The following is a 24,311-nucleotide window of genomic DNA, read 5'->3' as shown; positions in this document are numbered from 1 at the left end:
GCTATATTAATTTCCGGTTACTATTTGGGTTATTTCCTTGGTCAAGGGTCGATCGTCTTCATCGCTATCGTCATACGGACCGTGTTTTATCTTTTTATTCAGCAAATACACAAAGAGCAAAAACAGCAAGGTATATACGAACATAAACAAAATCAAGGAAAACAAGACCTGATTGGCACTGACCGCCTGGGAAAAGGCTTCGGAGGTACGTAAAAGTCCGTACACCACCCAAGGTTGCCTTCCCATTTCCGCCGTAAACCACCCCACTTGATTGGCTATTTGCGGCAATAGGGCCGTAAAGACAAAAGTCCAAAGCAGCCACCGTTTATCAAAAAGATTACCCCGCCACCACAAGTAACAGGCATAGAGGGTCAATAAAATCAAGAACATGCCTATGGCCACCATAATATGGTAGAACTGAAATACGGCATTTATCTGCGAGGGCCTATCTTTTTCAGCAAATGCGTTGAGTCCGGTTACAGGCGTATCGAAATCATAATCGAGCAAGAACGAAAGCCCCCCGGGTATTTTCAATCCGGTCACTTTTTGCTCCTCTTTATCGACCCATCCGAAAAGATACATATCGGCTGGGGCGGAGGCTTCAAAATGCCCCTCCATGGTAGCAAGTTTCGCGGGCTGGTTTACCGCCACACCTTCGGCGGAACTATGGCCCGTTGCCAACTGGCCCAAGGAAAAAACGGTAGCAACGACCAAGGTAATCTTAAAAGCTTTTTGCGAAATATGGACAAAGCGCCCCCTGAGAATGTAATAGGCATGTACGCTCAAGATCAAAAAAGTACCGGCCAGAAAGGCACCTAGCCAAACATGAAGAATACGATCCACACTCGACGGATTAAAGACCATGGCCCAAAAGTCTGTAATTTCGGCCCGGGCCTCTAGGCCCTCACCAACGATATGGTACCCGGCAGGGGTCTGCTGCCAGCTATTGGCCACTACGATCCAGATCGCCGAAAACATCGACCCGAGAAAAACCCCGATAGTAGAAACCAAATGCACCCAAGGTTTTACCCGGTTCCACCCAAAAATAAGCACCCCTAAAAAACCACTTTCCAAGGCGAAGGCAAAGATACCTTCCGCCGCAAGTGCACTACCGAAAATATCCCCCACATAACGGGAGTAGACTGCCCAATTCGTTCCAAACTCGAACTCCATTACAATTCCCGTTACCACCCCTATTCCAAAGGTCAGGGCAAAAATCTTGGTCCAAAATTTGGCGAGGGTATGGTATTCTTGATTTTTGGTCCTCATATACAAACTTTCGAACACGACCATTACCAAGCCGATACCGATACTCAGGGGAGGATATATGTAATGAAAGGCTATAGTGAAGGCAAATTGAATACGGGAAAGAATCTCAACATCCATAACGGTGGGTTTTGTAGTACAAAGATACTACCCACCCTTCTTTTTACCCAGTAACAATGGTTACGTTTTGTTCTATTTTTGTGTTAAATATCAAAAAGTTACAAGTGGATATTTAAAACCTTCTATCAGGGGAAAAAGCTTTGATATCCATAACGGTATTTCGGTCACCAATTATTTCCGATACCAATTTTCCGGTAACAGGCCCCAAGCTCCATCCCATCATGGCGTGGCCCGTAGCGAAGGTCAGGTTCTTCAATTTATTCGACCTTCCTATATAGGGAAGGCCATCGGGAGAAACAGGTCGTAGCCCCGTCTTGGCATTGGCTATCTCATTGTCGTTTATATCCACCGTAGGATAAAAGCTATGGGCTCCCTTGGCGATGGCCACGGCCCGTTCTTTTCGAATATGGTCGTTGAGTCCCGAAAACTCCATGGTGCCGGCAAAGCGGGTAAACCCTTGCATAGGGGTGACTGCCATATTAGACTCCATCAAAATGGCGGGGATAGATATTCCGGTAGGTCGTGCAACGTTTATACTATAGCCTTTACCTCCTTGTAGGGGTAGGTCTAAATTTATCTTTCGGGCGATTTTCCCGCTCCACGAACCCGCGGCCAGAACTACTTCGTCGGCCGTATAATTCCCTTTTGAGGTTTGAACCTCTTGAATATGGTTGTCCTTCACCTTTAGGTCCACTACCTCTTCGTTCAATCGTATCTCTACGCCTACCTTACGTAGGTGATCTAGCATTTTTGGCATAAATTGCGTAGGTGTGGTGTGCCCGTCACACTCGTAATGAATGGCTCCTTTGGCATCAATAGCCACATTGGGTTCCAGACGTGCCAATTGTTTTTGATCCAGTTCGGAAACTTCAAGTCCCAAAAAACTGGCCTTGTCCGCCACTTCCTTCTCATGAAGATATGCTTCCTTGGTTTTATAGAGCATTAACAAGCCTTTTCGTTCCAGTTGAAAGTCGCCCAAATCACCGGAAGCCTTAATAAACTGAAAGAGTTCACGGCTCAAGACATTAACCTCCTTAATTACGGGAATTGCCCTGGCTACTTTTTCCTTGGTAGAGGATTTGTGAAAATACCACGACCATTTGAAGAATTCGATATCCCACCGGGGTTTCATATAAAAGGGGCTGGCCGAATTGAACATCATTTTGATGCCCTTTGCGATCATACCGGGTGACGCCAATGGCACAATATGGCTAGGCGTAATATATCCTGCATTTACAAAAGAGGCTCCCGAGGTCATATCGGACTTATCTATAATGACGACCTCATGTCCTTCCTTTTGAAGAAAATAGGCCGAACACAGTCCGACGATCCCTCCTCCTATAATGATTACTCTTTTGCTCAATTTCCCTATTTGTTTATATCACCTGAAACCCATGTGCGTATGGGTCGTCGTCATCGATTGTAATGGTATTATGGCCATATATCCGGGCCCAACCTTGTATACTGGGAAAAATGGCAACCTTACCATCTAGTAGGGTTTCCTCTTCCACCCTTCCTATAAATTTAGAACCGATAAAGCTTTCATGGACAAAGTCCTCTCCCTTCTTCAATTTACCCTTGGCATACCATTGCGCCATTCGCGCGGAAGTACCGGTGCCACAGGGCGACCTATCTATGGCCTTATCCCCGTAAAAAACGGCGTTTCTAGCGGTAGCATCGGAGGAAATCGTGTCTCCCGTCCATAAAATATGGCTAACACCCTTGATGGTTTCGTTCTCGGGATGGACAAATACATTCGGGTATTCGGCATTGATTTTATCGCGGATTTCCTGACTTAGCTGCACCAGCTTCCCGGCCGTAAAATCTTGAATGCCCGAGAAATTTTCCTGTGGGTCGATGATGGCATAAAAATTCCCTCCATAGGAAACATCGAATACCAATTCGCCCAAAACCGAACTTTGTACGGTCAGTTCCGTAGCCGCCAAATACGATTTCACATTGGTCAACTTTACCCAATCTACCTTTTTTCCGGTCTGTTGATATGCGATTTTCACTAAGCCTGCGGGGGTTTCCATTCTTATGGTGCCTGGGATTTTCGGTTGTAGCAGTCCTTCTTCGATCCCTATGGTAATGGCCCCAATGGTGCCATGGCCACACATGGGCAAGCAGCCACTGGTTTCAATAAAGAGAATGCCAAAATCGTTTTCAGGATCGGCCGGGGGATAAAAAATGCTGCCGCTCATCATATCGTGTCCCCTAGGCTCGAACATCAGCCCTTTGCGTATCCAGTCATATTCCCTAAGGAAATGCTGGCGCTTTTCGCTCATTGACGCCCCGTTAAGTTCAGGGCCACCTTCGGCGACGACCCTAACCGGGTTTCCGCAGGTATGTGCATCTATACACCTGAAAACACTTGTAGCCATATTTCCATTATCAATTGTACGACCTAGATCTTATTCTATTTTTTTGTTGGTATGCTCACTGTCAACAATACGCATTATGGAAAGCGGATTGTTATCGCGTAATGCTTCCGGAAGGGCCTCTTGCGGCCAGTTTTGAAAGGAAACCGGTCTGACCCAACGTTTAATGGCGGAAACCCCTACAGAAGTGAAGCGACTATCGGTACTTGCGGGGAAAGGTCCCCCGTGTTGCATGGAAGGACACACTTCCACACCGGTGGGCACCCCGTTAAAAATCAATCGCCCTACCCTTCCCTGTAAAGCATCTATTACCGACCCGTAGCGTTCGATCTCTTCGGCATTACCCAGAACGGTACCCGTTAGCTGCCCTTCCAAGCAGTTCAATACTTCCGTTAATTCATTGGCATCGGCACACCTCACCACTAGGGAAAAAGGACCGAAAACTTCTTGATGCAGTTTAGGGTTCTTTAAGAAATTCACCCCATTGACGGTCAGCACTTTTTGCCCCGCATAATTCGGTGCTGTCTGTTTTTTATATTCGGCCACTACATCGGTTCCCCCTTGGGCCGACACTTCTTCCTTCCCTTTTTCGTAGTTGCTATGTATGTTGGGGTGGAGCATACAGCTAGGCTCCAATTTTTCTATTTCTTCGCCCAAGGCGTCAATAAAGGCATCTAAGGAAGTACTTTTTACCCCTAGGATCAACCCGGGATTGGTACAAAACTGTCCCGCTCCCAACATGACCGACCCAGCGTATTGTTGGGCCCAAAATACTCCTTTTTCCTGCAAGGCCGAAGGTAGGACTACCACTGGGTTAATACTGCCCATTTCCGCAAAAACAGGTATAGGTTCCTTACGTTCGTTTGCCAATTTATAGAGTGCGGTGCCCCCTTTTATACTTCCCGTAAAGCCAACACCCTTAACTTTTGGGTGGAGTACCAACTGCTGGCCTACTTCTATTCCGCTGCTGTTCAGGTTTGAAAAAACACCATCGGGCATACCGGTACGTTCGGCGGCCTTTATGATTGCCGAGGAAACCAGTTCTCCGGTTCCCGCATGCATCGGATGGCTTTTTACGATTACCGGGCAACCTGCGGCCAAGGCACTGGCAGTATCACCGCCCGCCGTAGAAAATGCAAAGGGAAAATTACTTGAACCAAAAACAGCAATAGGGCCGATAGGCAACAGCATTTTTCGCAAATCTAGCTTAGGAAAAGGTTGTCGGTCCGCTTGGGCCGTATCTATGGTTGCCTCTACCCATGAGCCTTCTTTTAAAAGTTCGGCAAAGGCACGCAACTGCCCCATGGTACGCCCACGTTCGCCCATGGCCCTTCCTTGTGGTAAGCCCGATTCCTTACAATACGCCTGTATCAATTCATCGCCCAAAGCATCAATCTCTTCGGCTATAGCTTCTAGAAACTGGGCCTTTTTTGCCCCGGAAAGGTTTTTGTACAGCTGAAAAGCCTTATCGGCCTTACCCACCGCACTATCTATCTCTTCCTTGGTAGCCTCGTAGAACGTCCACTCCGTAGCTTGATTCGCATTCGGGTCAAAGGTGTTGTATGTTTGGTTTCCTTTAGATGAAAGGTCTTTTCCTATGTAGTTTTTTCCTGTAATCATATTATCGTATTTGAAGTCTATTCAGCAGCCATGAAGCTACTATAATTGACCTTAAGCAGCAAGAATTTCCGCAAAAGACTTTCAGCTCCCCAGACCAAGGCGGGACCTATGTCCCGCTCATCTCGATCGGAGCATTCTTAAACCAAGTGTCAATCGCTTTTTAGCCTTAAGCCAAGGTTACGTTCAAAGGCTTTAGATTTTTATAATCGGGCAGTTGGGGCCTTGTCTTCAATCCTTCTTGAATCACCTTTAGCACTCTTTCACGTTCTGCTCCTTGCAATGGAAGCCTAGGTTTACGCACATTTTCGGTACCGATACCCGTGGCCACCTCGGCCAACTTGATATTTTGCACCAATTGAGGGCTTATATCCAATTCCAATAAAGGCAAGAACCATCTATAAATTTCGGTAGCTTCCTTGGCATAACCCGCTTTGGCCAGCTCGTAAATAGCTACGGTTTCCGCAGGAAAGGCACAGACCAAACCAGCGACCCAACCATCGGCGCCGATAAGAAGACTTTCTAGGGCCAATGGGTCGACCCCCGTCAAAATACTCAGGTCGGAACCGAATTCGTTTCTCAACCGTCCTATATTTATGATATCGCGGGTAGATTCCTTTACGGCCGTAATATTCTTTAGTTGCAAAAGTTCTTTGAACATGTCTACCGTAACCTCGATTTTATAGTCCACCGGATTGTTGTAGATCATAATCGGAAGCTCCGTGCTACTGGCAATTTCCTTAAAAAATTCAACGGTTTCATGGTCCGTGGATTTATAGCGCATGGGAGGAAGAACCATTAGTCCGTCCGCACCACTTTTCTCTGCATCCTTTACCGCTTGCAGGGCCACTTTTGTAGCCTGCTCCGCAATTGTCATGATTACAGGAATTTTCCCGTCAATGATTTGAACGGTTTCTTTGATCAAAATCTTTTTTTCTTCCGCTTCCAAGGTACTGGCCTCGCCAAGCGAACCGCCCAAAACTATACCGTGTACCCCTGCTTCTATCTGTGCTTCAATATTTGTACGGAACATGTTTAGATCCAATGTATCGTCGCTATTGAATTTAGTAGTTACCGCAGGCATTACACCCTTCCATTCAAATTTCATAAGGTCGTTTTAAAATTGTCTTAGACAAAATTAGTTGCGGAAGACCAAGGATAATAAGATGATTTTATCAAAAAATTAGACTATATTATCCATTCAGTATACCTTTACAAGAATAAGTGCATTAAATACGCTCAACACACCTATGAAAGTCCATCCGTTTCAGGTTCCAAAACCACTTCACCAAAACTTGATCGTTCAAGTAGACCGTGAACCGATCTTTTACAACAGGCTGCACCAACATGCTGAAATTCAGTTTACCTTGATCGTGAAGGCCAAGGGAAAACTAATTGTGGGCGATAGTATCCACCCCTTTAAAGACGGTGATTTTTTTGTGATCGGGCCGCATTGCCCGCATATGTTCAAGAACGACAAGAGTGATGCTATGTCGCATAAAATCTCCTTGTTCTTTACGGAGCATACTTTTGGGGCATCGTTTTTTGAGCTGCCCGACCTCGAAGAGTTACAACCTCTACTCGATATTTCAAGGGAGGGGTTTCAAATTATAGGAAATACCGAGCCGATACAAAAGCTTATGGTACAACTACCGGGTTTGGAAAAACTAGACCGCTTTGTGGCTTTCTTTCAGTTACTGAAACGATTGGGCCATGCCGATAAAAAAACCTTGACGAATTTTGTTTACCCAAAGAAGATCGGTAACTCCCAAGGACGACGTATGCAGACCATATTTGAATACGTAGTTACCCACTTTCAGTCCGAAATCGATTTGAACACGGTAGCCGCCCAAGTGCATATGACGCCCAATGCGTTTTGTAAATTTTTCAAACAGCACACCAATAAAACCTTCTTTCAATTCTTGATCGAGCTCAGGATAGAACATGCCTGTCAATTGTTGAACCGATCGGAAGACCAACTTTCGATCCTTGAAATATCGGAACAGTCGGGCTTTTCCTCCATATCGAATTTCAACAGGCAATTCAAAAAACTAAAAGGTATTACGCCCTCCCGCTTTTCCGCCCAACAAGAGGACGGAAAAGCGGTAAGCATCCCTATCTAGTTTTCTACAACCCCAAATTTATAGGTACAATGCGAGGTATAGGTTTCCCCTGGCTCCAATCGCGTACTCGGGAACTCAGGTTGGTTGGGCGAATCAGGGAAGTGTTGCGTTTCTAAACAGAAAGAGCCCCTACGGACATAAGCCTTTCCACTTTTACCGATATCGGTGCCGTTGAGAAAATTTCCCCCATAAAACTGAACTCCCGGCTCATCGGTATACACCTCTAAGGTTCTACCGCTATTGGGTTCTACCACTCTCGCTGCAAAAGTCAGGCCTTCCGCATTTTTAGGGGTTTCGTTAAGCACGAAATTATGGTCGTACCCATTCCCTAGCTTCAATTGTTCAAAATCAGCTTCAATATCTTGCCCTATCGCCTTCGGTGTTTTAAAATCAAAAGGGGTTCCGGCTACATCCTGTAGCTCACCGGTGGGAATCAATCCATTGTCAACCGGTGTAAACTTATCGGCATTCAACATCACGATATGGTCATTGACCGTACCTTCCCCTTCCCCTTTCAGGTTAAAGAAGGAATGGTTGGTGAGGTTTACGTAGGTAGGCTTGTCCGTCTTTGCCTCATAACTTATTTCCAAGGCATTATCATCGGTAAGCACGTAACTGACCTTTACCTCTAGATTACCCGGGTAGCCTTCCTCCATATCAGGAGAGGTTCGAGTAAAGGATATGGAGTTATCGCTTTGTTCTTCTACGTTCCAAACAACGCTTTCAAAACCGAGCAATCCCCCGTGAAGGTGGTTTTCATTATTGTTGACGGCCAAGTCATAAGTTTTTCCATCCAAGGTAAACTTCCCTTTAGCAATACGGTTTCCATATCTACCGATTACGGCCCCGTAAAAGTTCTTTTTGGCACGGTAATCCTCTAGCTTATCGAAGCCAAGAACCACATCGGTAAATTCCCCATTTTTATCGGGCACGTATAATGACACCAAACGTAGTCCGTAATTGGTAAAGGTGGCTTCCATTCCGTTAGCGTTGGTCAAAACATAGAACCCTACGGAATCACCTTCAATAGTTGTGATAAAGTCTTGGGCGTTAATATTCTTTTCAAATTTGGCTTTTGGGGTTTCAGAAACGGATTCCGTCATTTTTTCTTTTTTGATTTGGTTACACGACATGGATATAGAGCCTGTTAAGGCACAGGCGATTAATAGTTTTAAAGCTTTCATAATTTATTTGGATGTTGGAATATAGTCAAAGCTCGAGCAAGTTAGTTAAAAAAGTGATTCTTTTCGAAGCATAATTATTGTCTGGGCAACAGACCTTTTCTATTTGTTTTCGTTATTTTTGGAAACTTTATATAAGTATAACCCATAAGACATGAAAAAACTCATTATTCTTGCCATAGGATTGGCCATGGCCTGCAATTCATCACAAACAACGGTTTCGGATGGAGATAAAAATGCAGCTAACAAATCTACCAATTCCCCAAAAACATTCGCGGAGACCATAACCGAGAGTGAACTCAAAGATCATTTATATACATATGCTTCCGACGAATTCGAAGGAAGGGAAACCGGTCAACCCGGACAGAAGAAAGCCGTGGAGTACCTAAAGGCCCAATATGAAAAAATGGGTATTCCTGCCGCCCAAAAAAACGGCGATTATTTTCAAAAGGTACCCCTTCAAGTTAGCCAATTGCCCGTTGGTTCCCTTACCGTTGATGGCAAGGAATATCCTTTAGGGGAAAGCTTTCTTACCTTTTCAAAGGCCCAAGGCACCTTTAGCGAGATCGTATACGCCGGTTATGGTATAGAGGAAGGTACTTATTCGGATTATAAGAACCTTGATGTAAAGGATAAAGTGATATTGATCAAATCGGGAGAACCGGTAGACGCCAACGGCAATTATCTATTATCGGGCTCGACCGAAAAATCGATATGGAGCAATATGTCCGAATCTTTGGGCAAACGATTGGAGCTTGCCAGCTCTAAAGGCGCCAAGGGTATCTTATATTACGATGAGAGCAATTTTTCACGATTTAAAAGTCGCTTTAAATGGATGGAGACCAACGATAGCGGAAGAATGGAATTGGCCAAAGACGATAGCGACGGCTTTTTTAATTTTTTGATCAACTCGACCTTGGCCAAAGCCATCTTACCTACGATCGTATCGGATCACAAGCCTAGAAAAATAAGCAAAAAGATTTCGATCGATGTGGAGAGCGATAATGATGAGATTTCATCTGAAAACGTAGTTGCCGTATTAAAGGGCTCAGAGAAGCCTGACGAGTACGTGGTAATTTCATCTCACCTAGACCATATTGGAATTACGGCCGACGGGGAAATCAACAATGGTGCCGATGACGATGGTTCGGGTACCGTGGCCCTTTTGGAAATTGCCCAAGCCTTCAAAAAGGCCGCCGATGCTGGTAAAGGACCCAAGCGATCTATTGTTTTCCTACATGTTACTGGTGAAGAAAAAGGACTTTTAGGCTCACAATACTATACCGATGTAGACCCCATATTTCCATTGGAAAATACAGTGGCCAACCTCAATATCGATATGATAGGACGGATAGACCCAAAACGTGACGGCGAACGCAATTATATTTACTTGATAGGCTCTGACAAGCTCAGTACCGACCTACATGAGCTTTCCGAGGAAGTCAATAACAAATACACCCAGATAGAATTAGATTACACCTATAACGATGAAAACGACCCAAATCGCTTTTATTACAGAAGTGATCACTACAATTTTGCAAAGAACAACATTCCGATCATTTTCTATTTTAATGGAACCCATGATGATTACCACAGGCCTGGGGATACGCCCGACAAGATCAACTATGATCTACTCGAAAACCGTACTCGTTTAGTTTTCTATACGGCATGGGAAGTGGCCAACAGAGACCAACGCGTAGTCGTGGACAAAGCTTCTAAATAATATCCTTAATCTCTATAAACTGAAAACCTGCCCAAAACGGCAGGTTTTTGGATCAAGCTCAAAAGTTGTGTGTGAATTGAAATAGGAGTTCGATATTTGCAGTAAAACGAACAGCATTGGAATTATCTATCGACCTATTAAAGCTTATACTGCCGGAACTTTTACTAACCCACTTTAAACTAGTTTCCCATGAAACTGAAGATGGTATGCTTCATTTATATTTTGAAGAAAAAGAGGATACCCCTAAAGAGGAAAAACACCGCATTTTAATAGGCCATGGATTTCATAAGGAGATCGTCGTCCAGGACTTTCCATTGCGGGGAAAGTCGGTCTTTCTCCACATTAAGCGCCGCCGTTGGCTGGACAAGGCCACGGGGCAAGCCGTGCAAAGAGATTGGGAGTTGGTGGCCCAGGGAACTCGTATGACCGTAGAGTTCGCTGCTTTTTTAAAAGTACTTGGTCAGTACTAAAGCAAATGACTGTCATACCATCGGCCAATTCTATGGGGTAAACGGCAAAAAACTACAGCGACAGTTTAGGGATTATCTAAGCGATTTCAGGCAGTGGAAGGAGAAATCCCATGCCAAGCAATGGCTTATATTCCCCGAAAACATAGGGCCTAATCTGTCCATTGACGAAACAGCACTCTCCAAAGGAGAACTCTACACCATAATCACCAATAAAAAAGGCAAGGGCAAGAAAGGGTCCATAGTGGCCATATTCTCCGGTACCAAGGTGGGGCCGATTATAGAGCAGCTGTTAAAGATATCTGCCAAGAAAAGGGCCATGGTCAAAGAAATCACTCTGGATATGGCCAACTCCATGAAGACCATCGCCAAGACCTGCTTCCCAAAGGCGATACAGGTAACGGACAGGTTCCATGTGCAAAAACTGGCACTGGAGGCCCTTCAGGACATCCGAATCAAACACCGATGGGAGGCCATAGACCAAGAGAACCAACAGATTAAAGAGGCCAGGGCAAAGAACGGGACATTCGTCCCAAAAGAGTTTAGCAATGGGGATACCAGAAAACAACTCTTAGCCAGAAGTAGGTACCTACTTTACAAATCACCAAACAATTGGACGCAGAACCAAGCCGAAAGAAGTAAAATATTGTTCGCCCAATATCCCGATATAAAGGTCGCCTTCGATCTTGTGCAGGGGCTCAGGAACATATTCAATACAGCAGCTTCTATACAATCTGCATATACAAAGCTGGCACATTGGTACAAAGATGTACAGAACACAGGCTTTAGGGCCTTCAATACCATTGCCAATACGATATCACTCAATTATAGGTCGATCCTAAACTATTTTATAAATAGAAGTACGAATGCTTCTGCGGAATCCTTCAACGCAAAAATTAAAGCGTTCAGGGCACAGTTCAGAGGGGTGAAAAATGTAGAATTCTTCCTTTACAGATTGACGACAATTTTTGCATAAACACAACAATTGGTCATGATCCAGGTTTTTTTATGTTCGATCGATAGATACCATATAAAACCAAAAAAGCCCTGTCAAAATTGACAAGGCTTTTTATTTCGGGGTGGAAGACCGGTTTCGAACCGGCGACCTCTTGAACCACAATCAAGCACTCTAACCAGCTGAGCTACAACCACCATTTGTAAGCGGTGGCAAAGGTAATTTTTTTTATGTAATCTTTCAAAATAAAAAGGGCGTATTTTTTCCTCTACCCTCAATTCCTTCTAAAACAAATTGATAATGAGGCAATAAAATCTTTCGTCTTCCTACAAATAATCGGTAAAATGCGTAAAATTCACGACAAAACACACAATTTTTGGCGTTTCACAACAAATATTATAAAGATCTACAACCTATGAATAAATTAGACTCCTAATTGATTCAAAATGTCTTTTGTCAAAGCTAAATTTTTGACCTTTACCCTACTTCCCAAATTGGGCATTGTGCTATTTGGGTGGGCCATTTTTTTTAGCCCTCCGCTTAAAGCCCAGACCAAGGCAAAAGATAGTATAGAAACCCTGATCAAGGAAATGAGGGCCCAACCCGGTTTCTCCGCAAAGGATAGCCTTCATATCGATTTGCTCAATGAACTCGCAAGGAAACAGCGTTTCTACCATACCGATAGTATTTTACTGCTCTCACGACAAGCCTTGGCCTATAGCCAATCGATTTTTTATAAAAAAGGAGAAGGTGATGCACTTGTAGGTTTCGGAAATTACTATACCGACAAGGGAAACCATGAAAAAAGTATCGCCTATTTTCAAAAGGCGCTTTCACTTGGCCAGAAAATCAACAACTCAAAATTAATCTTACGGGCGAGGAACAATCTAGCTATGCAACATAGCTATATCGGCGATTATGCACAATCACTGATACATTATTTAAAGGGCATCGATTTGGCCAGTGAAACCGATAACAAATTCATGCTATCGGTTATGAACGAGAATGTTGCCAACCTTTATGCTTCGCAAAAAGACTATACCCAAGCCCTGGCATTTTACAAAGAGGTCAAAAAGCTCAATGAAGAACTGGGCAACGAGATCTATTCAGCGGAAACTATGAGCAATATGGGTTCAATCTATGCGGATATAGGTGAACTTGAAAAAGCTATGTACAATATCAACTCGAGCATTTCGGTTTTTGAGAGACACGGCATTATGGAATGGCTGGCCTACGCTTACGAGACCAAGGGAGAAATTTATTTAAAGGGCGGAAAAAACGAATGGGCCCTCTACTGGTACAGGCAGAGTGAAATGCTACATGAAAAACTTCAGGATGACCGTGGAAAAATAGAGCTATTCAACGGTATGGGTAAAGCTTACTTGGGTATGAACCAAGATAGTATTTCAGAGTATTATGCCCAAGAAGCGTATAAAATTTCTACTGTAATAAAAGACATGGAAGGCTCTAAACAATGCGCGAAGACCCTTTATAAGGTACATAAGAACAAAGGCGACTATGAAGAGGCATTGAAATACCATGAAATTTATCAATCTTTGTCAGATACCCTATCAAGAAACGAAAACAAAAAAAGCTTGACCATGCTCATAACCAAAATGGAGCATGAAAAACAAAAAGTCGATCTTATAGCGGAAAACAAAAAACAATTGGATACCCAGCGAGCCTATGTTAATGTAGCCCTAGGAATTCTCTTTATTTTCATTGTAGTGACCCTTTTGGTCGGGCGAAGTGAAAAAATACAAAAGAACCTAAACGCCGAACTAAAGAAAAAAACCAAGGATTTAGAGAAAAATGAGTTGGAGTTACAGGAAATCAACCGTACAAAAGATAAACTTTTCTCAATCATAGGGCATGACCTTAGAGGCCCCATAGGCGCCTTTCAAGGCTTGTTGAAACTTTTTAAGAACGGAGAAATCGAAAAGAACGAATTTATAGGCTTTATGCCGAAACTTGCCAATGACATCGACCATATTTCGTTTACCCTGAACAATCTATTGACTTGGGGCCAAACCCAAATGAACGGAGCCATCACCCAGCCGGCCGTAGTCGCGCTCGATTCCTTGGTAAAAGACAACATCGACCTATTGTCGGAAACGGCCAAAAACAAGTCGATCCGACTTATAAGCCATCTTAACTCGAATACCTTGACCTGGTCTGACAGTAACCAAATAGACATTGTAATCCGCAACCTGATAAGCAATGCCATAAAGTTTACGCCCGAAAACGGAATGGTGACTATTTCGGCCATTGAATTAAACCAACAGTGGCAAATATCAATTCGAGATACAGGTGTCGGTATGGACCAAGATACCATTGAAAAGCTCTTTATCGCCACTTCTTCGGTTACCACCTATGGTACCAATAATGAAAAAGGCACCGGTCTGGGACTCTCACTTTGTAAGGAAATGGTAGAAAAGAACAATGGCGCCATCTGGGTCGAAAGCAGTTTGCGCAAAGGCAGTACCTTTCACTTTACCCTGCCCAAGGCCAACAAGAATTACCAAAAAACCGCTTAAATCAAGTCGTCGATATTGTTGACGCCCACAAAACGTTCAACAGTAAAACCTTCCGCATAGTCCACCCCTATCAGTCTACCGAGATCTCTGGCCCTATAGTTTACACTATCTATAAAGTTTTTACTACTAATAGGTGTTTCCGGCTCTTTACTTTTGGGATCGTGAAATTGTGAGGAATAGGCCAATATCGCTTCCGTTTTCTTTGCGATATATCCCGACACATCTACAACAAAATCGGGTTCAAGATTTTTCCATTGAATGTAGTGGTAAACGACCTTGGGCCTCCATTGCGCTTGCACGTCATCCGCATCGTCAAGTCTGGTCTCGATTTTTATCAATCCACTTAAAAAACAGGCATCACTGACCAATTTACTGCCTTTGCCATGGTCGATATGCCGATCATCTATGGCATTGCACAGCACTATTTCAGGCCTGTACTTACGCACCATCTTAATGATTTCCAGTTGATGTGCCCTATCGTTGACGAAAAAGCCGTCGGCAAAGCCTAAATTTTCCCGTGCCACTACCCCAAGAACCTTGGCGGAAGCTGCAGCTTCACTATCCCGTATTTCCGCAGAACCCCTTGTTCCGAGTTCTCCACGGGTCAAATCTACGATACCTACTTTTTTTCCGTTCGCAATGGCTTTGGCAATGGTAGCCCCGGCACCAAGTTCAACATCATCGGGATGGGCGCCAAAAGCTAATATATCTAATTTCATTCTTTTTTTCTTGAATTTATTCTATGTACTGGGCAGTACCACTAACTAGTCGTTGCTACCCTGCCCAACCTTACTTTTTCCAAGGCCTGTTCGATATCGGCAATTAAATCTTCGGGCTCTTCTATTCCTACCGAAAAACGGATCAAACCATCTAAGATACCTTGTTTTGCCCTTTCTTCGGCCCCCAAAAGGGCATGAGAGGTCTTGGTTGGCGAAAGCATGGTGCTCTCTACACCTGCCAAACTCATGGAAGGCTTTATCAATTGTAGTTCTTTTTGAAACTGGGTAGCATCGTAATCTTCATGTAATTCAAAGGACAGCATGCCCCCAAAACCGTTCATTTGCGATTTGGCCAATTCGTGATCGGGATGGCTCTTTAAGCCTGGGTAATAGACCCGGGTAACCGCTTTGTGCCCGAACAGGTATTCGGCCATATGCTGGGCGTTGGCGTTTTGGGCCTTTACACGCAATCCCATGGTCTTCAAGCTTCTTTCGAGCAGCCAGACCGTATAATCACTAAGGCTTCCGCCAAAGTTCTTCGCCAAAGCGAAAATTCGATTGATATTTTCTTCGGAGGAAGCCACTGCTCCCGCCAAAATATCCGAATGGCCTCCCATATACTTTGTAGCACTATGAATGACCACGTCAATACCGAAGTCTATAGGGTTTTGGTTTACCGGACTTGCGAAAGTATTATCGATCATAGAGATGAGTCCGTGTTTTTTGGCCAACTTCCCGATGGCATCCAAATCGGTTATGGTCAAAAGTGGATTGGAAGGCGTTTCTATATATATCACCTTGGTATTCGATCGGATCTTTTTCTCGAAGTCTTCAGGGGCCCATCCATGGGTAAAGGAATATTCGATACCAAATTTATCGAATTCCTCCACCACTAAATTATAAGTACCTCCGTACAACACTTGCTGGAGTACCACGTGGTCCCCTGCCCTTAAAAATGCCATTAAGGAGGTAGTAATGGCCGCCATGCCACTACCGAATATCAGACCGGCTTGGGTATGCTCCAAAGCCGCTATTTTCTTGCACAGGGCCTCTTGGTTGGGAGTGTTGAAATATCTGGGATATCGTTTTACATCAACGTCTTCAAAGGCATACGAACTACTCATATAAAGTGGGGAAACCGCTCCTTTAAACTGTTCATCTTTCACCTCGCCCACATGGGTACATATCGTATTGAGGCCTATTTTCTTCTGCTGCATAATTTCAAGAATTTAGAAGGATAAAGTTACAAAAAGCCGATTAGACACTGACCTTTTTCCACTTCCCTTTTTTAAACCACACCATAGAGATGACGGCCAATAGTATCTCTGCGGCAGTAATGGCGACGAATACGCCCATTGCCCCCCATTGAAACGCAATGGCCGTTAAATAGGCGAAAGGCAACTGAAACAACCAAAAAGCAATAAGGTTCAGTTTGGTCGGTGTACCGGTATCACCTGCCCCGTTAAAAGCTTGGGTCACGACCATGCCATAGGCATAGAACACGTAGCCCACCGCTATAATCTGAAGGCATAGACCGCCATTTTCAACCACTACAGGATTCGTATTGAACCAACCTACGATATCATATGCAAAGAAGAGGTAGACCAAAGAAACAATGCCCATAAACCAGGCATTGTATTTTCCCGTCTTCCAAACCGAGGTTTCCGCGCGATCGGGCTGTTTCGCCCCAAGGTTTTGGCCCACTAGGGTTGCCGCTGCATTGCTCATCCCCCAAGAGGGCATCAAAGTAAACAGCATGACCCTAATGGCTATAGTGTAGCCTGCCAAGACCTCACTGCCAAATTCCGACATCATCCGCATGAGAAATACCCAACTGGATGTACCTATCAGGAATTGGGCGATACCTCCGAGCGATACCTTTACAAGGTTGAGCATTACCCCAAAACGGATTACCATGTCCTTAAACCCGATCTGTATTCGGCTCCAACCAAAGAACAAGACCGCCAATTGAAACACAACGGCCGCTCCCCTGCCAATATTGGTAGCTATGGCCGCCCCCATGACCCCATACTCCGGTATAGGCCCCCAACCAAAAATAAATACGGGGTCTAGAATAATATTGAGTCCATTGGAAAGCACCAAGGCCCACATGGCCACGGAAGCATCGCCTGCCCCCCTGAATATGGCGTTGATCAGGAACAATAGCAAAATGGTGATGTTACCGCCCAACAAGAGTTTCGTATAACCGGAGCCTTCGGCTATCAAGTCGGGTTCCGCCCCCATTAAGGCCAGAATATCCTTGGCATATATAAACCCTAGTACCCCGACTATAAGCGAAACCAAGACACCCAAGGCTATGGCCTGCACCGCCGCTTCTTGGGCGCCCTTTACATCCTTCGCCCCTATTCTTCGGGCTACTATGGCCGTTGCCGCCATGCTAAGTCCTATGGCAACGGCATAGACCAAGGTCACTACCGATTCGGTCAGACCAATGGTGGCGACGGCATTTACACTTACCTGTGAAACATAGGCAATATCTACAATGGCGAAAATAGACTCCATCATCATCTCCAAGATCATGGGGATGGAAAGCATAAAAATGGCCTTACGGATGCTTCCGGAAGTAAACTCTGTTTCTTTGCCCGTAACGGCAACGATAAAGTGCTGAAACAGTCTTTTTAAGGTAATTCTATTTATATGTGGCATTTGAAAAGAAATTATGTTGAAAAAAGGAAGACATGTCAAAACCGAACGAAGAAGGTTCGATTAATTTAGGACAAAGGCCTAACGACATCTATACGAAACATAATTTCTATAACTTCATGATGGGGCAAATATCGATTTTTTTTGGATAACAAAAAACCGTTCCTAGTACAAAATACTGAAAAAGAACAGCTTCTACACTAGGAACGGTATGTATTATGGACCTGAGTTCGATTAAAACAAAGTTGTTTGATTAGTTTTTATGGTTTGAAATTTGATACTTGGTTTTTTGGCAGGAAGCTATATGCAATAAGCCCTGCGATAATATTTACCAAGAAATTACCAAAGCTTCTATGTCTTGAATGTTCTATTTGGCAGATGTTTTTGAGTTCATCATTGACGGTCTCTATTACGGAACGTTTTCTAAGTAAAATTTTATCACTCATGGTCATTAGTGAATTCTTCATGTTGTTTCTAACCGATGTGATTAGGTGTACGCCATCAACAAAGAGCATCTGCATTAAATCTTTTCCTATGTAGCCTTTGTCGGCGAATAACTTCCCGTAAATTTTGTCTAGAAACCGCTCTTTCTTTAATGGCTCCCTATCGTCTACGTTAGCCTGTGTAATTGTGAAGTTTAAAATCTCCCCTTTGTCATTTATGATAATGTGCAACTTAAAACCGTGAAACCAACCCATGGTAGACCTACCAGTAGTAGCAATACCCTTAAAGACTTTATGATTGTGTATTCGTTTATTCTTGCGGACCCTTACAGGAGTAGAGTCAATAAATGATATTCCAGAGCAATCACCCAAACAGCAGGTTTTTAAAAACAAAGTCATAGCCATTAAGTTCTCTTGCATTAGTTCTGTAAATCTATTATAGGAAACTGTGGCAGGAAAATCATTTTTCATATGAGTCTTTACATAGAAAACATAGAAGTGTTTAAAGGTTCTAAACCCACTTAATTGGAAAATAATTGCTAGTGTGATTATTTCACTTTGAGACATTATCGAAGGACGCTTTGCTTTATTCCCAATAAGGGCTTTATCCACTACTTCAGCATATTCCTTACAAAATTCATCGACTAAACAGAAAATTTCTAACTTTAGAGTAAATTATCATAGATAGATTTTTAGATTAAAAAATTGATTTTCAACACTTTAATTTACTAAAAATCTATCTTTTTTGCTGTCTAATAATCAAATATTATTAATCGAACTCAGGTTATAAAGTAAAAAAACAAGGATAAACCACAATATGTTACCCTTATAAATCACTATTCAAAAATCGTTATTTATAGGTATATTATTTCTCTTAATGCTTCTTTAAATTTACTTATAACAATTCAAGTGCACAATACTAAATTGTATAAAAAAATAAACTAATGAATATCTTTAGTTTTACCGCTCATTTTGATAGCGAGGAATCATTTTAAGCAAGAGTGGAGATAAGGTATATGTTTCTTCTCTCAGTTCTCCCATACTGAGTATTATTGGAAAAAGAGCCGTTGGAGTTATGAGTGCAAGAAGTGTTGTTCTCGGACTTCGTTGCTTAGTGGTACGATTATGTAGAGTTCTAATCTTTCATTTTTGTATGGTATAAGACTATGTTTCTGATGAGTGTTACTAAGAAAAGATTTTCTACCAAGGTGATAAAGAAAAAGCTAGGGTTGAAAAGTTACGAGCCTGTATGGGTAGTGGTACATAAACCTTGTGGCCATTGGGGAATAGGGGTGCAGATATACACTTGTAAAACATTAATTTTAAGCATTCATTTAATAATGTTATCAACAATTATTATGGACCAAACACACACAAACCCAAAACAACTATTTGATCCAACACCTTATGGTTTTTGTCATTCTGTAAAATCGCCTTCCAATGGTGAATACATTTTCATTTCTGGACAAGGTGGTGATCAAGATTTAGATCATACCCTTTCAAGTGACTTTAGAACTCAATTACAATTTACTCTAAAAAATATTAAAATTGTACTAGACGAATATAACCTAGAACCTGAAAACATTGTTAAAATTACCGTACTGATTGTTAATCATAATGAAGAAAAATTAAAAATTTGGAGTGAAGAAATGAGTGAATTTTGGACAAATAAAATTTACCCTGCTAGCACATTAATCCCCGTCCCAAGGTTAGCTCTAGACGCTATGCAGGTTGAGATAGACGCGATTGCTTTTAAGACAAATAAATAATATTGCTATAGGAATTTTTATCGCTTCATTAATACCACTCTATATATTATATCTGCAACCAAATTACAGGGCTTTAACATTTAACTTAACAATAAACATCCAAATGAAAAACACCTCAAATAATAAAAAGATAATACTCCTAAAAAAGGAGCTTGACAAAGTAGGAATCAAATATGAAGAAACTAAGGGAGAATACTTCCCCACGTATTCTCAAATGCATAATCGCGCAGCAATAATTCCTCAAATTGTAGTATCACCTTGTAGCGATTGGGGAGTAGCCAGAGTATTGTCTTTATTAACATCATTAGAAATTTATGAGAATACTTCGGTTTCTGTTAGATCTGGCGGACATGGATATTTTAATGGCGCTTCTTGTGACGGTATAATGATAAATTTATCTATGATGGATAACTGTGATTTAAATGAAAACATCATCTCTCTTCAGCCAGGATGTATTTTAGGGAAAATAATATACCTACTTCATCAAAACAATAAAGCTCTTCCTCATGGTGATTGTTTTGACGTACATGCTGGGGGACATTTTACTACAGCAGGTTGGGACTTTATACTTAGTAAAAAGTATGGTCTTGGGTGTCAACATGTAGAAAGTGCTAAAATAGTTCTTTGGAGCGGAGAGACATTAGTCGTAAATGAACATTCTCATCCTGATATTCTTTGGTCTTTAAAAGGCGGTGCTGCAGCCGAAATAGGTGTAGTGACAGAATTAAATTTGAAAGTCATAGAAGCCCCATCTACGGCAAGTTGGTGTCTGAAATTAATGTCAAAAAACCAATTGAAAGTTTGTGTAGCAAATAAAACATTTTTGAAAGCCCATCATTTACCTAGAGAGATTAGCGTTTCATTTAGAATCCACTTTGAACCAGGTTATTCAGAACCTATGTGTTCGTTCAATGTTTTTAGTTTATTCTCTATTTCAGAAACATTAAAAATTTTGAGACAAGAACTTGGCGAAACAGTTGTCAAGATAATTGAAAACTCTGATGATTGGAAGACAGGTTCTATATTGGATGTTAGGATGATCACCGCATCAGATTATCTTACTGAAACTCCCGAAGCTATATCAGAAGTAACAAGCGAAAAATTAAGACGTTCACCTCTAACATACTGGGAAGAAACGTCTTGGAAAAGAGAAATGGTAGATTCATATTTTACTACCTTATCAAGTTGGAGTATACCTGATTGTGATCAAATGTTTTTAGATTTAATAAATGCTTGCGAAAAAATAAAAGATCATCCATTAAAATGGCGAATGTACATTCTTACAGCAAGCGGAGGAGCAAAAATAAAAGAAAAAAGGTGCTCTATGGAGTTAGGAGAAGTGCTTACAAGGTTTGAACTACACTGGGACGAACCAAATGGAGAAGATGAATATTATGCCAAAGAGTTTACTGAGGATATAAATATCATCATTCAAAAATATAGAGACTCAGGTCCTAAACGGATTTATAGAGGTGATATTTGGCTTGCTGAGCAAGGTTATTGTGAGAAGTTGGAAAAAATCAAAGCAAAATACAGTCTATCAACAAACAAAATCTCAAGTCATAAATTAACTTGCTCTAGTTTAGTTATGCGTTGATATTAATTTCTCATATTGATATTGGATTTGGTCAAACCGCAGTAGTGAAGTTTGTCGTAAAACCAAATTACTATAAACCTGAGTTCGATTAAAACAAAGTTGTTTGATTAGTTTTTATGGTTTGAAATTTGATACTTGGTTTTTTTGGCAGGAAGCTATATGCAATAAGCCCTGCGATAATATTTACCAAGAAATTACCAAAGCTTCTATGTCTTGAATGTTCTATTTGGCAGATATTTTTGAGTTCATCATTGACGGTCTCTATTACGGAACGTTTTCTAAGTAAAATTTTATCACTCATGGTCATTAGTGAATTCTTCATGTTGTTTCTAACCGATGTGATTAGGTGTACGCCATCAACAAAGAGCATCTGCATTAAATCTTTTCCTATGTAGCCTTTGTCGGCGAATAACTTCCCGTAAATTTTGTCTAGAAACCGCTCTTTCTTTAATGGCTCCCTATCGTCTACGTTAGCCTGTGTAATTGTGAAGTTTAAAATCTCCCCTTTGCCATTTATGATAATGTGCAACTTAAAACCGTGAAACCAACCCATGGTAGACCTACCAGTAGTAGCAATACCCTTAAAGACTTTATGATTGTGTATTCGTTTATTCTTGCGGACCCTTACAGGAGTAGAGTCAATAAATGATATTCCAGAGCAATCACCCAAACAGCAGGTTTTTAAAAACAAAGTCATAGCCATTAAGTTCTCTTGCATTAGTTCTGTAAATCTATTATAGGAAACTGTGGCAGGAAAATCATTTTTCATATGAGTCTTTACATAGAAGTGTTTAAAGGTTCTAAACCCCTTAATTGGAAAATAATTGCTAGTGTGATTATTTCACTTTGAGACATTATCGAAGGACGCTTTGCTTTATTCCCAATAAGGGCTTTATCCACTACTTCAGCATATTCCTTACAAAATTCATCGACTAAACAGAAAATTTCTAACTTTAGAGTAAATTATCATAGATAGATTTTTAGATTAAAAAATTGAATTTCAACACTTTAATTTACTGAAAATCTATCTTTTTTGCTGTCTAATAATCAAATATTATTAATCGAACTCAGGTTATGGGTGAACTGTGAGGTATCCTTCGATAAAAATCACGAAAGACAAGACCGTTTAAGAATCGATTATTTCAACTCCAGTTCTTTGATCTCAACGTCATTCTTTCCCCTTATGGCTTCAAAACCTTGAATCATTTCCTGAAGTTTTTCAGGGTTTTCCTTGGCCAAGTTCTTGGTTTGGCCAATATCATCCTTAAGGTTGTACAGTTGATATTCACTATCATTACCCAATTCTATATTCACCTGCTTGTTTATGGCAGCACCTTTATAAGGAGGGATCATGGCCCAGTCCCCTTTTCTAAAAGCCGTTCTTGAACCCGCCTCTAAAACCAATTCTGTTCTACCTTGGTCGCTTTTCCCCATTAGGACGTCCAAAAAGTTTTCGCTATCCTCGCCTTTTTTATCACTACCTACCAAAGCGGCCATTGAGGTAAGTAAATCTACCTGACATACCAAGGCCTCCGATTTGGCCGGAGCGATCTTGCCTTTCCAATATGTAATAAAAGGTACGCGTGTACCTGCGTCGAACAAGCTGTATTTTCCACCACGCAAAGGACCTGATGGTTTGTGGTTTCCTAGCTTCTCTACCGCATCATCATAGTAGCCATCATTTACCACAGGGCCATTATCACTGGAAAATACGATTAAGGTATTCTCTAAAAGACCTTGTTCCTCTAAGGTCTTCATGAATTCACCAACAACCCAATCCGCTTCAAGAATAACATCGCCACGTGGACCCATTCCCGACTTTCCTGCGAATCGTGGATGTGGCGTGCGCGGTACGTGAGGTTGTTGCAAAGCGTAGTATAAAAAGAAGGGCTCGTCTTTATGATCTTTAACATAGGCTTGGGCCTTGGCCAAAAAGTGGTCGGCCATATCTACATCGCTCCATTTTGCCGCTTCCCCACCTTTCATATATCCGATACGTGGAATACCGTTCACAATGCTGTTGTTATGACCGTGATGCCATTTCATTGTAGTCAATTCCGGGTTTTCCAATCCTGTAGGTTCTCCTTCAAAATTTTCTTTGTAGCTCACTTCTATAGGGTCGTTGGGATCTAAACCGTCAACATGGCCATCTTTAATATAAACGGTAGGCACCCTGTCTTGAGTGGCCGCCAAAATATAGGAATAATCGAAACCAACCTCATTTGGACCAGGGGAAACCCTTTCGTTCCAGTTTACGTTTCCGCTTCCCAGACCTAAATGCCATTTACCTACGATACCCGTAGTATAGCCTTTTTCCTTAAGCATTTTCGGAACGGTCAGTTGATCGGTACTGATAATCAAAGGAGCCGTGCCCGGAAGTATTTTGGCATCTTTGTTCCTCCAAGGATAGCGTCCGGTGAGTATGGCATAGCGACTTGGCGTACAGGTAGCCGAGGTGGCATAACCGTTGGTGAACTGCACACCGCCCTCTGCCAAGGCATCGATATTGGGCGTGCTCAATTCAGTGGCGCCATATGCACTTAGGTCGCCATATCCCAAATCATCCATATAAATGAAGACAATATTGGGTTGCTTGGGACTATCGTCCTTTACGACCGTTTTTTCCTCTTTGGACTTACAGCCCGACAACACCAGTAACAGGATGGCGCCATTCAAAAAATAATTCCTTAAACTTGTCATGAATCGTTTTGTATTTATAAATTAATTTACACTCAAATTTATAGCTTTT

General features: G+C 42.1%; 18 protein-coding genes, 1 tRNA gene and 2 pseudogenes. 8 read left to right on the top strand and 13 right to left on the bottom strand.

What is annotated here, in order from left to right; genetic code table 11:
- Positions 1-6: 6 nt before the first annotated feature.
- From ZOBGAL_RS18895 to ZOBGAL_RS18875, 5 genes are all read right to left on the bottom strand, one after another.
- Positions 7-1,386 (bottom strand): cytochrome ubiquinol oxidase subunit I, encoded by a 1,380-nt coding sequence (locus ZOBGAL_RS18895; protein WP_013995338.1) that lies wholly within the window; start codon positions 1,384-1,386, stop codon positions 7-9.
- 112 nt (positions 1,387-1,498) lie between these two features.
- Positions 1,499-2,749, bottom strand: a complete 1,251-nt coding sequence (locus ZOBGAL_RS18890; protein ID WP_013995337.1) for an NAD(P)/FAD-dependent oxidoreductase — start codon at positions 2,747-2,749, stop codon at positions 1,499-1,501.
- 13 nt (positions 2,750-2,762) lie between these two features.
- A complete protein-coding gene (locus tag ZOBGAL_RS18885) occupies positions 2,763-3,770 on the bottom strand; it encodes a 4-hydroxyproline epimerase (protein ID WP_013995336.1) in 1,008 nt (335 codons plus the stop codon).
- Positions 3,771-3,800: 30 nt separating this feature from the next.
- Positions 3,801-5,387, bottom strand: coding sequence for an aldehyde dehydrogenase (NADP(+)) (locus ZOBGAL_RS18880; protein WP_013995335.1), 1,587 nt, complete (start codon positions 5,385-5,387; stop codon positions 3,801-3,803).
- Positions 5,388-5,553: 166 nt separating this feature from the next.
- Positions 5,554-6,492: a dihydrodipicolinate synthase family protein gene (locus tag ZOBGAL_RS18875; protein WP_013995334.1), complete on the bottom strand. Its 939-nt coding sequence runs from the start codon at positions 6,490-6,492 to the stop codon at positions 5,554-5,556.
- A 142-nt stretch (positions 6,493-6,634) separates the two neighbouring features.
- Between ZOBGAL_RS18875 and ZOBGAL_RS18870 the strand changes: the two genes are divergently transcribed.
- Positions 6,635-7,507: an AraC family transcriptional regulator gene (locus ZOBGAL_RS18870; RefSeq protein WP_013995333.1), complete on the top strand. Its 873-nt coding sequence runs from the start codon at positions 6,635-6,637 to the stop codon at positions 7,505-7,507.
- Here ZOBGAL_RS18870 and ZOBGAL_RS18865 read toward each other — a convergent pair.
- Complete coding sequence (locus ZOBGAL_RS18865) at positions 7,504-8,691, bottom strand: aldose epimerase family protein (protein ID WP_013995332.1); 1,188 nt, start codon at positions 8,689-8,691, stop codon at positions 7,504-7,506. The two genes, ZOBGAL_RS18870 and ZOBGAL_RS18865, sit on opposite strands and share 4 nt — an antisense overlap.
- Before the next feature lie 151 nt (positions 8,692-8,842).
- Here ZOBGAL_RS18865 and ZOBGAL_RS18860 point away from each other — a divergent pair, with 151 nt between their 5' ends.
- The 3 genes from ZOBGAL_RS18860 (at position 8,843) to ZOBGAL_RS18850 (ending at position 11,854) form a co-directional block, all read left to right on the top strand.
- Positions 8,843-10,411: a M28 family peptidase gene (locus ZOBGAL_RS18860; RefSeq protein ID WP_013995331.1), complete on the top strand. Its 1,569-nt coding sequence runs from the start codon at positions 8,843-8,845 to the stop codon at positions 10,409-10,411.
- Between the two features lie 116 nt (positions 10,412-10,527).
- Positions 10,528-10,881, top strand: coding sequence for an ISAon1 family transposase N-terminal region protein (locus tag ZOBGAL_RS18855; protein ID WP_013992360.1), 354 nt, complete (start codon positions 10,528-10,530; stop codon positions 10,879-10,881).
- Positions 10,868-11,854, top strand: a complete 987-nt coding sequence (locus ZOBGAL_RS18850) for an ISAon1 family transposase (RefSeq protein ID WP_013993329.1) — start codon at positions 10,868-10,870, stop codon at positions 11,852-11,854. The genes ZOBGAL_RS18855 and ZOBGAL_RS18850 overlap by 14 nt, the downstream gene beginning before the upstream one ends.
- A 101-nt stretch (positions 11,855-11,955) precedes the next feature.
- Here ZOBGAL_RS18850 and ZOBGAL_RS18845 read toward each other — a convergent pair.
- Positions 11,956-12,031, bottom strand: a tRNA-His gene (locus ZOBGAL_RS18845).
- 248 nt (positions 12,032-12,279) lie between these two features.
- Between ZOBGAL_RS18845 and ZOBGAL_RS18840 the strand changes: the two genes are divergently transcribed.
- Positions 12,280-14,370: a tetratricopeptide repeat-containing sensor histidine kinase gene (locus ZOBGAL_RS18840; RefSeq protein WP_013995330.1), complete on the top strand. Its 2,091-nt coding sequence runs from the start codon at positions 12,280-12,282 to the stop codon at positions 14,368-14,370.
- Here ZOBGAL_RS18840 and bshB1 read toward each other — a convergent pair.
- The 4 genes from bshB1 to ZOBGAL_RS18820 all read right to left on the bottom strand — a co-directional run bounded on the left by bshB1 (position 14,367) and on the right by ZOBGAL_RS18820 (position 18,853).
- Positions 14,367-15,089 (bottom strand): bacillithiol biosynthesis deacetylase BshB1, encoded by a 723-nt coding sequence (bshB1, locus tag ZOBGAL_RS18835; protein ID WP_013995329.1) that lies wholly within the window; start codon positions 15,087-15,089, stop codon positions 14,367-14,369. The two genes, ZOBGAL_RS18840 and bshB1, sit on opposite strands and share 4 nt — an antisense overlap.
- 41 nt (positions 15,090-15,130) lie before the next feature.
- Entirely contained in the window at positions 15,131-16,306 is a 1,176-nt protein-coding gene (locus ZOBGAL_RS18830; RefSeq protein WP_013995328.1) for a trans-sulfuration enzyme family protein, read from the bottom strand.
- 40 nt (positions 16,307-16,346) lie between these two features.
- Positions 16,347-17,756, bottom strand: a complete 1,410-nt coding sequence (locus tag ZOBGAL_RS18825) for an MATE family efflux transporter (protein WP_013995327.1) — start codon at positions 17,754-17,756, stop codon at positions 16,347-16,349.
- A 257-nt stretch (positions 17,757-18,013) separates the two neighbouring features.
- Positions 18,014-18,853: an IS982 family transposase gene (locus tag ZOBGAL_RS18820; protein WP_084724375.1), complete on the bottom strand. Its 840-nt coding sequence runs from the start codon at positions 18,851-18,853 to the stop codon at positions 18,014-18,016.
- Between the two features lie 287 nt (positions 18,854-19,140).
- Between ZOBGAL_RS18820 and ZOBGAL_RS23865 the strand changes: the two are divergent.
- The 3 genes and pseudogenes from ZOBGAL_RS23865 to ZOBGAL_RS18810 all read left to right on the top strand — a co-directional run.
- Positions 19,141-19,464: pseudogene (locus ZOBGAL_RS23865) on the top strand (IS1595 family transposase); the annotation flags it as partial.
- A gap of 72 nt (positions 19,465-19,536) precedes the next feature.
- Positions 19,537-19,965: a RidA family protein gene (locus ZOBGAL_RS18815; RefSeq protein ID WP_173427294.1), complete on the top strand. Its 429-nt coding sequence runs from the start codon at positions 19,537-19,539 to the stop codon at positions 19,963-19,965.
- Between the two features lie 103 nt (positions 19,966-20,068).
- A complete protein-coding gene (locus ZOBGAL_RS18810) occupies positions 20,069-21,562 on the top strand; it encodes an FAD-binding protein (protein WP_046287597.1) in 1,494 nt (497 codons plus the stop codon).
- 88 nt (positions 21,563-21,650) lie between these two features.
- Here the strand turns inward: ZOBGAL_RS18810 and ZOBGAL_RS18805 are convergent.
- Both ZOBGAL_RS18805 and ZOBGAL_RS18800 read right to left on the bottom strand, forming a co-directional pair.
- A pseudogene (locus ZOBGAL_RS18805) lies at positions 21,651-22,532 on the bottom strand (IS982 family transposase).
- A gap of 167 nt (positions 22,533-22,699) precedes the next feature.
- Complete coding sequence (locus ZOBGAL_RS18800) at positions 22,700-24,262, bottom strand: sulfatase family protein (protein ID WP_013995322.1); 1,563 nt, start codon at positions 24,260-24,262, stop codon at positions 22,700-22,702.
- Positions 24,263-24,311 lie beyond the last annotated feature (49 nt).

Origin of the sequence: Zobellia galactanivorans (assembly GCF_000973105.1) — a bacterium.
In the GTDB taxonomy this organism is placed as follows: domain Bacteria; phylum Bacteroidota; class Bacteroidia; order Flavobacteriales; family Flavobacteriaceae; genus Zobellia; species Zobellia galactanivorans.
The sequence above is the reverse complement of the archived record's forward strand: the minus strand, read 5'-3'. Positions and strand labels throughout refer to the sequence as shown.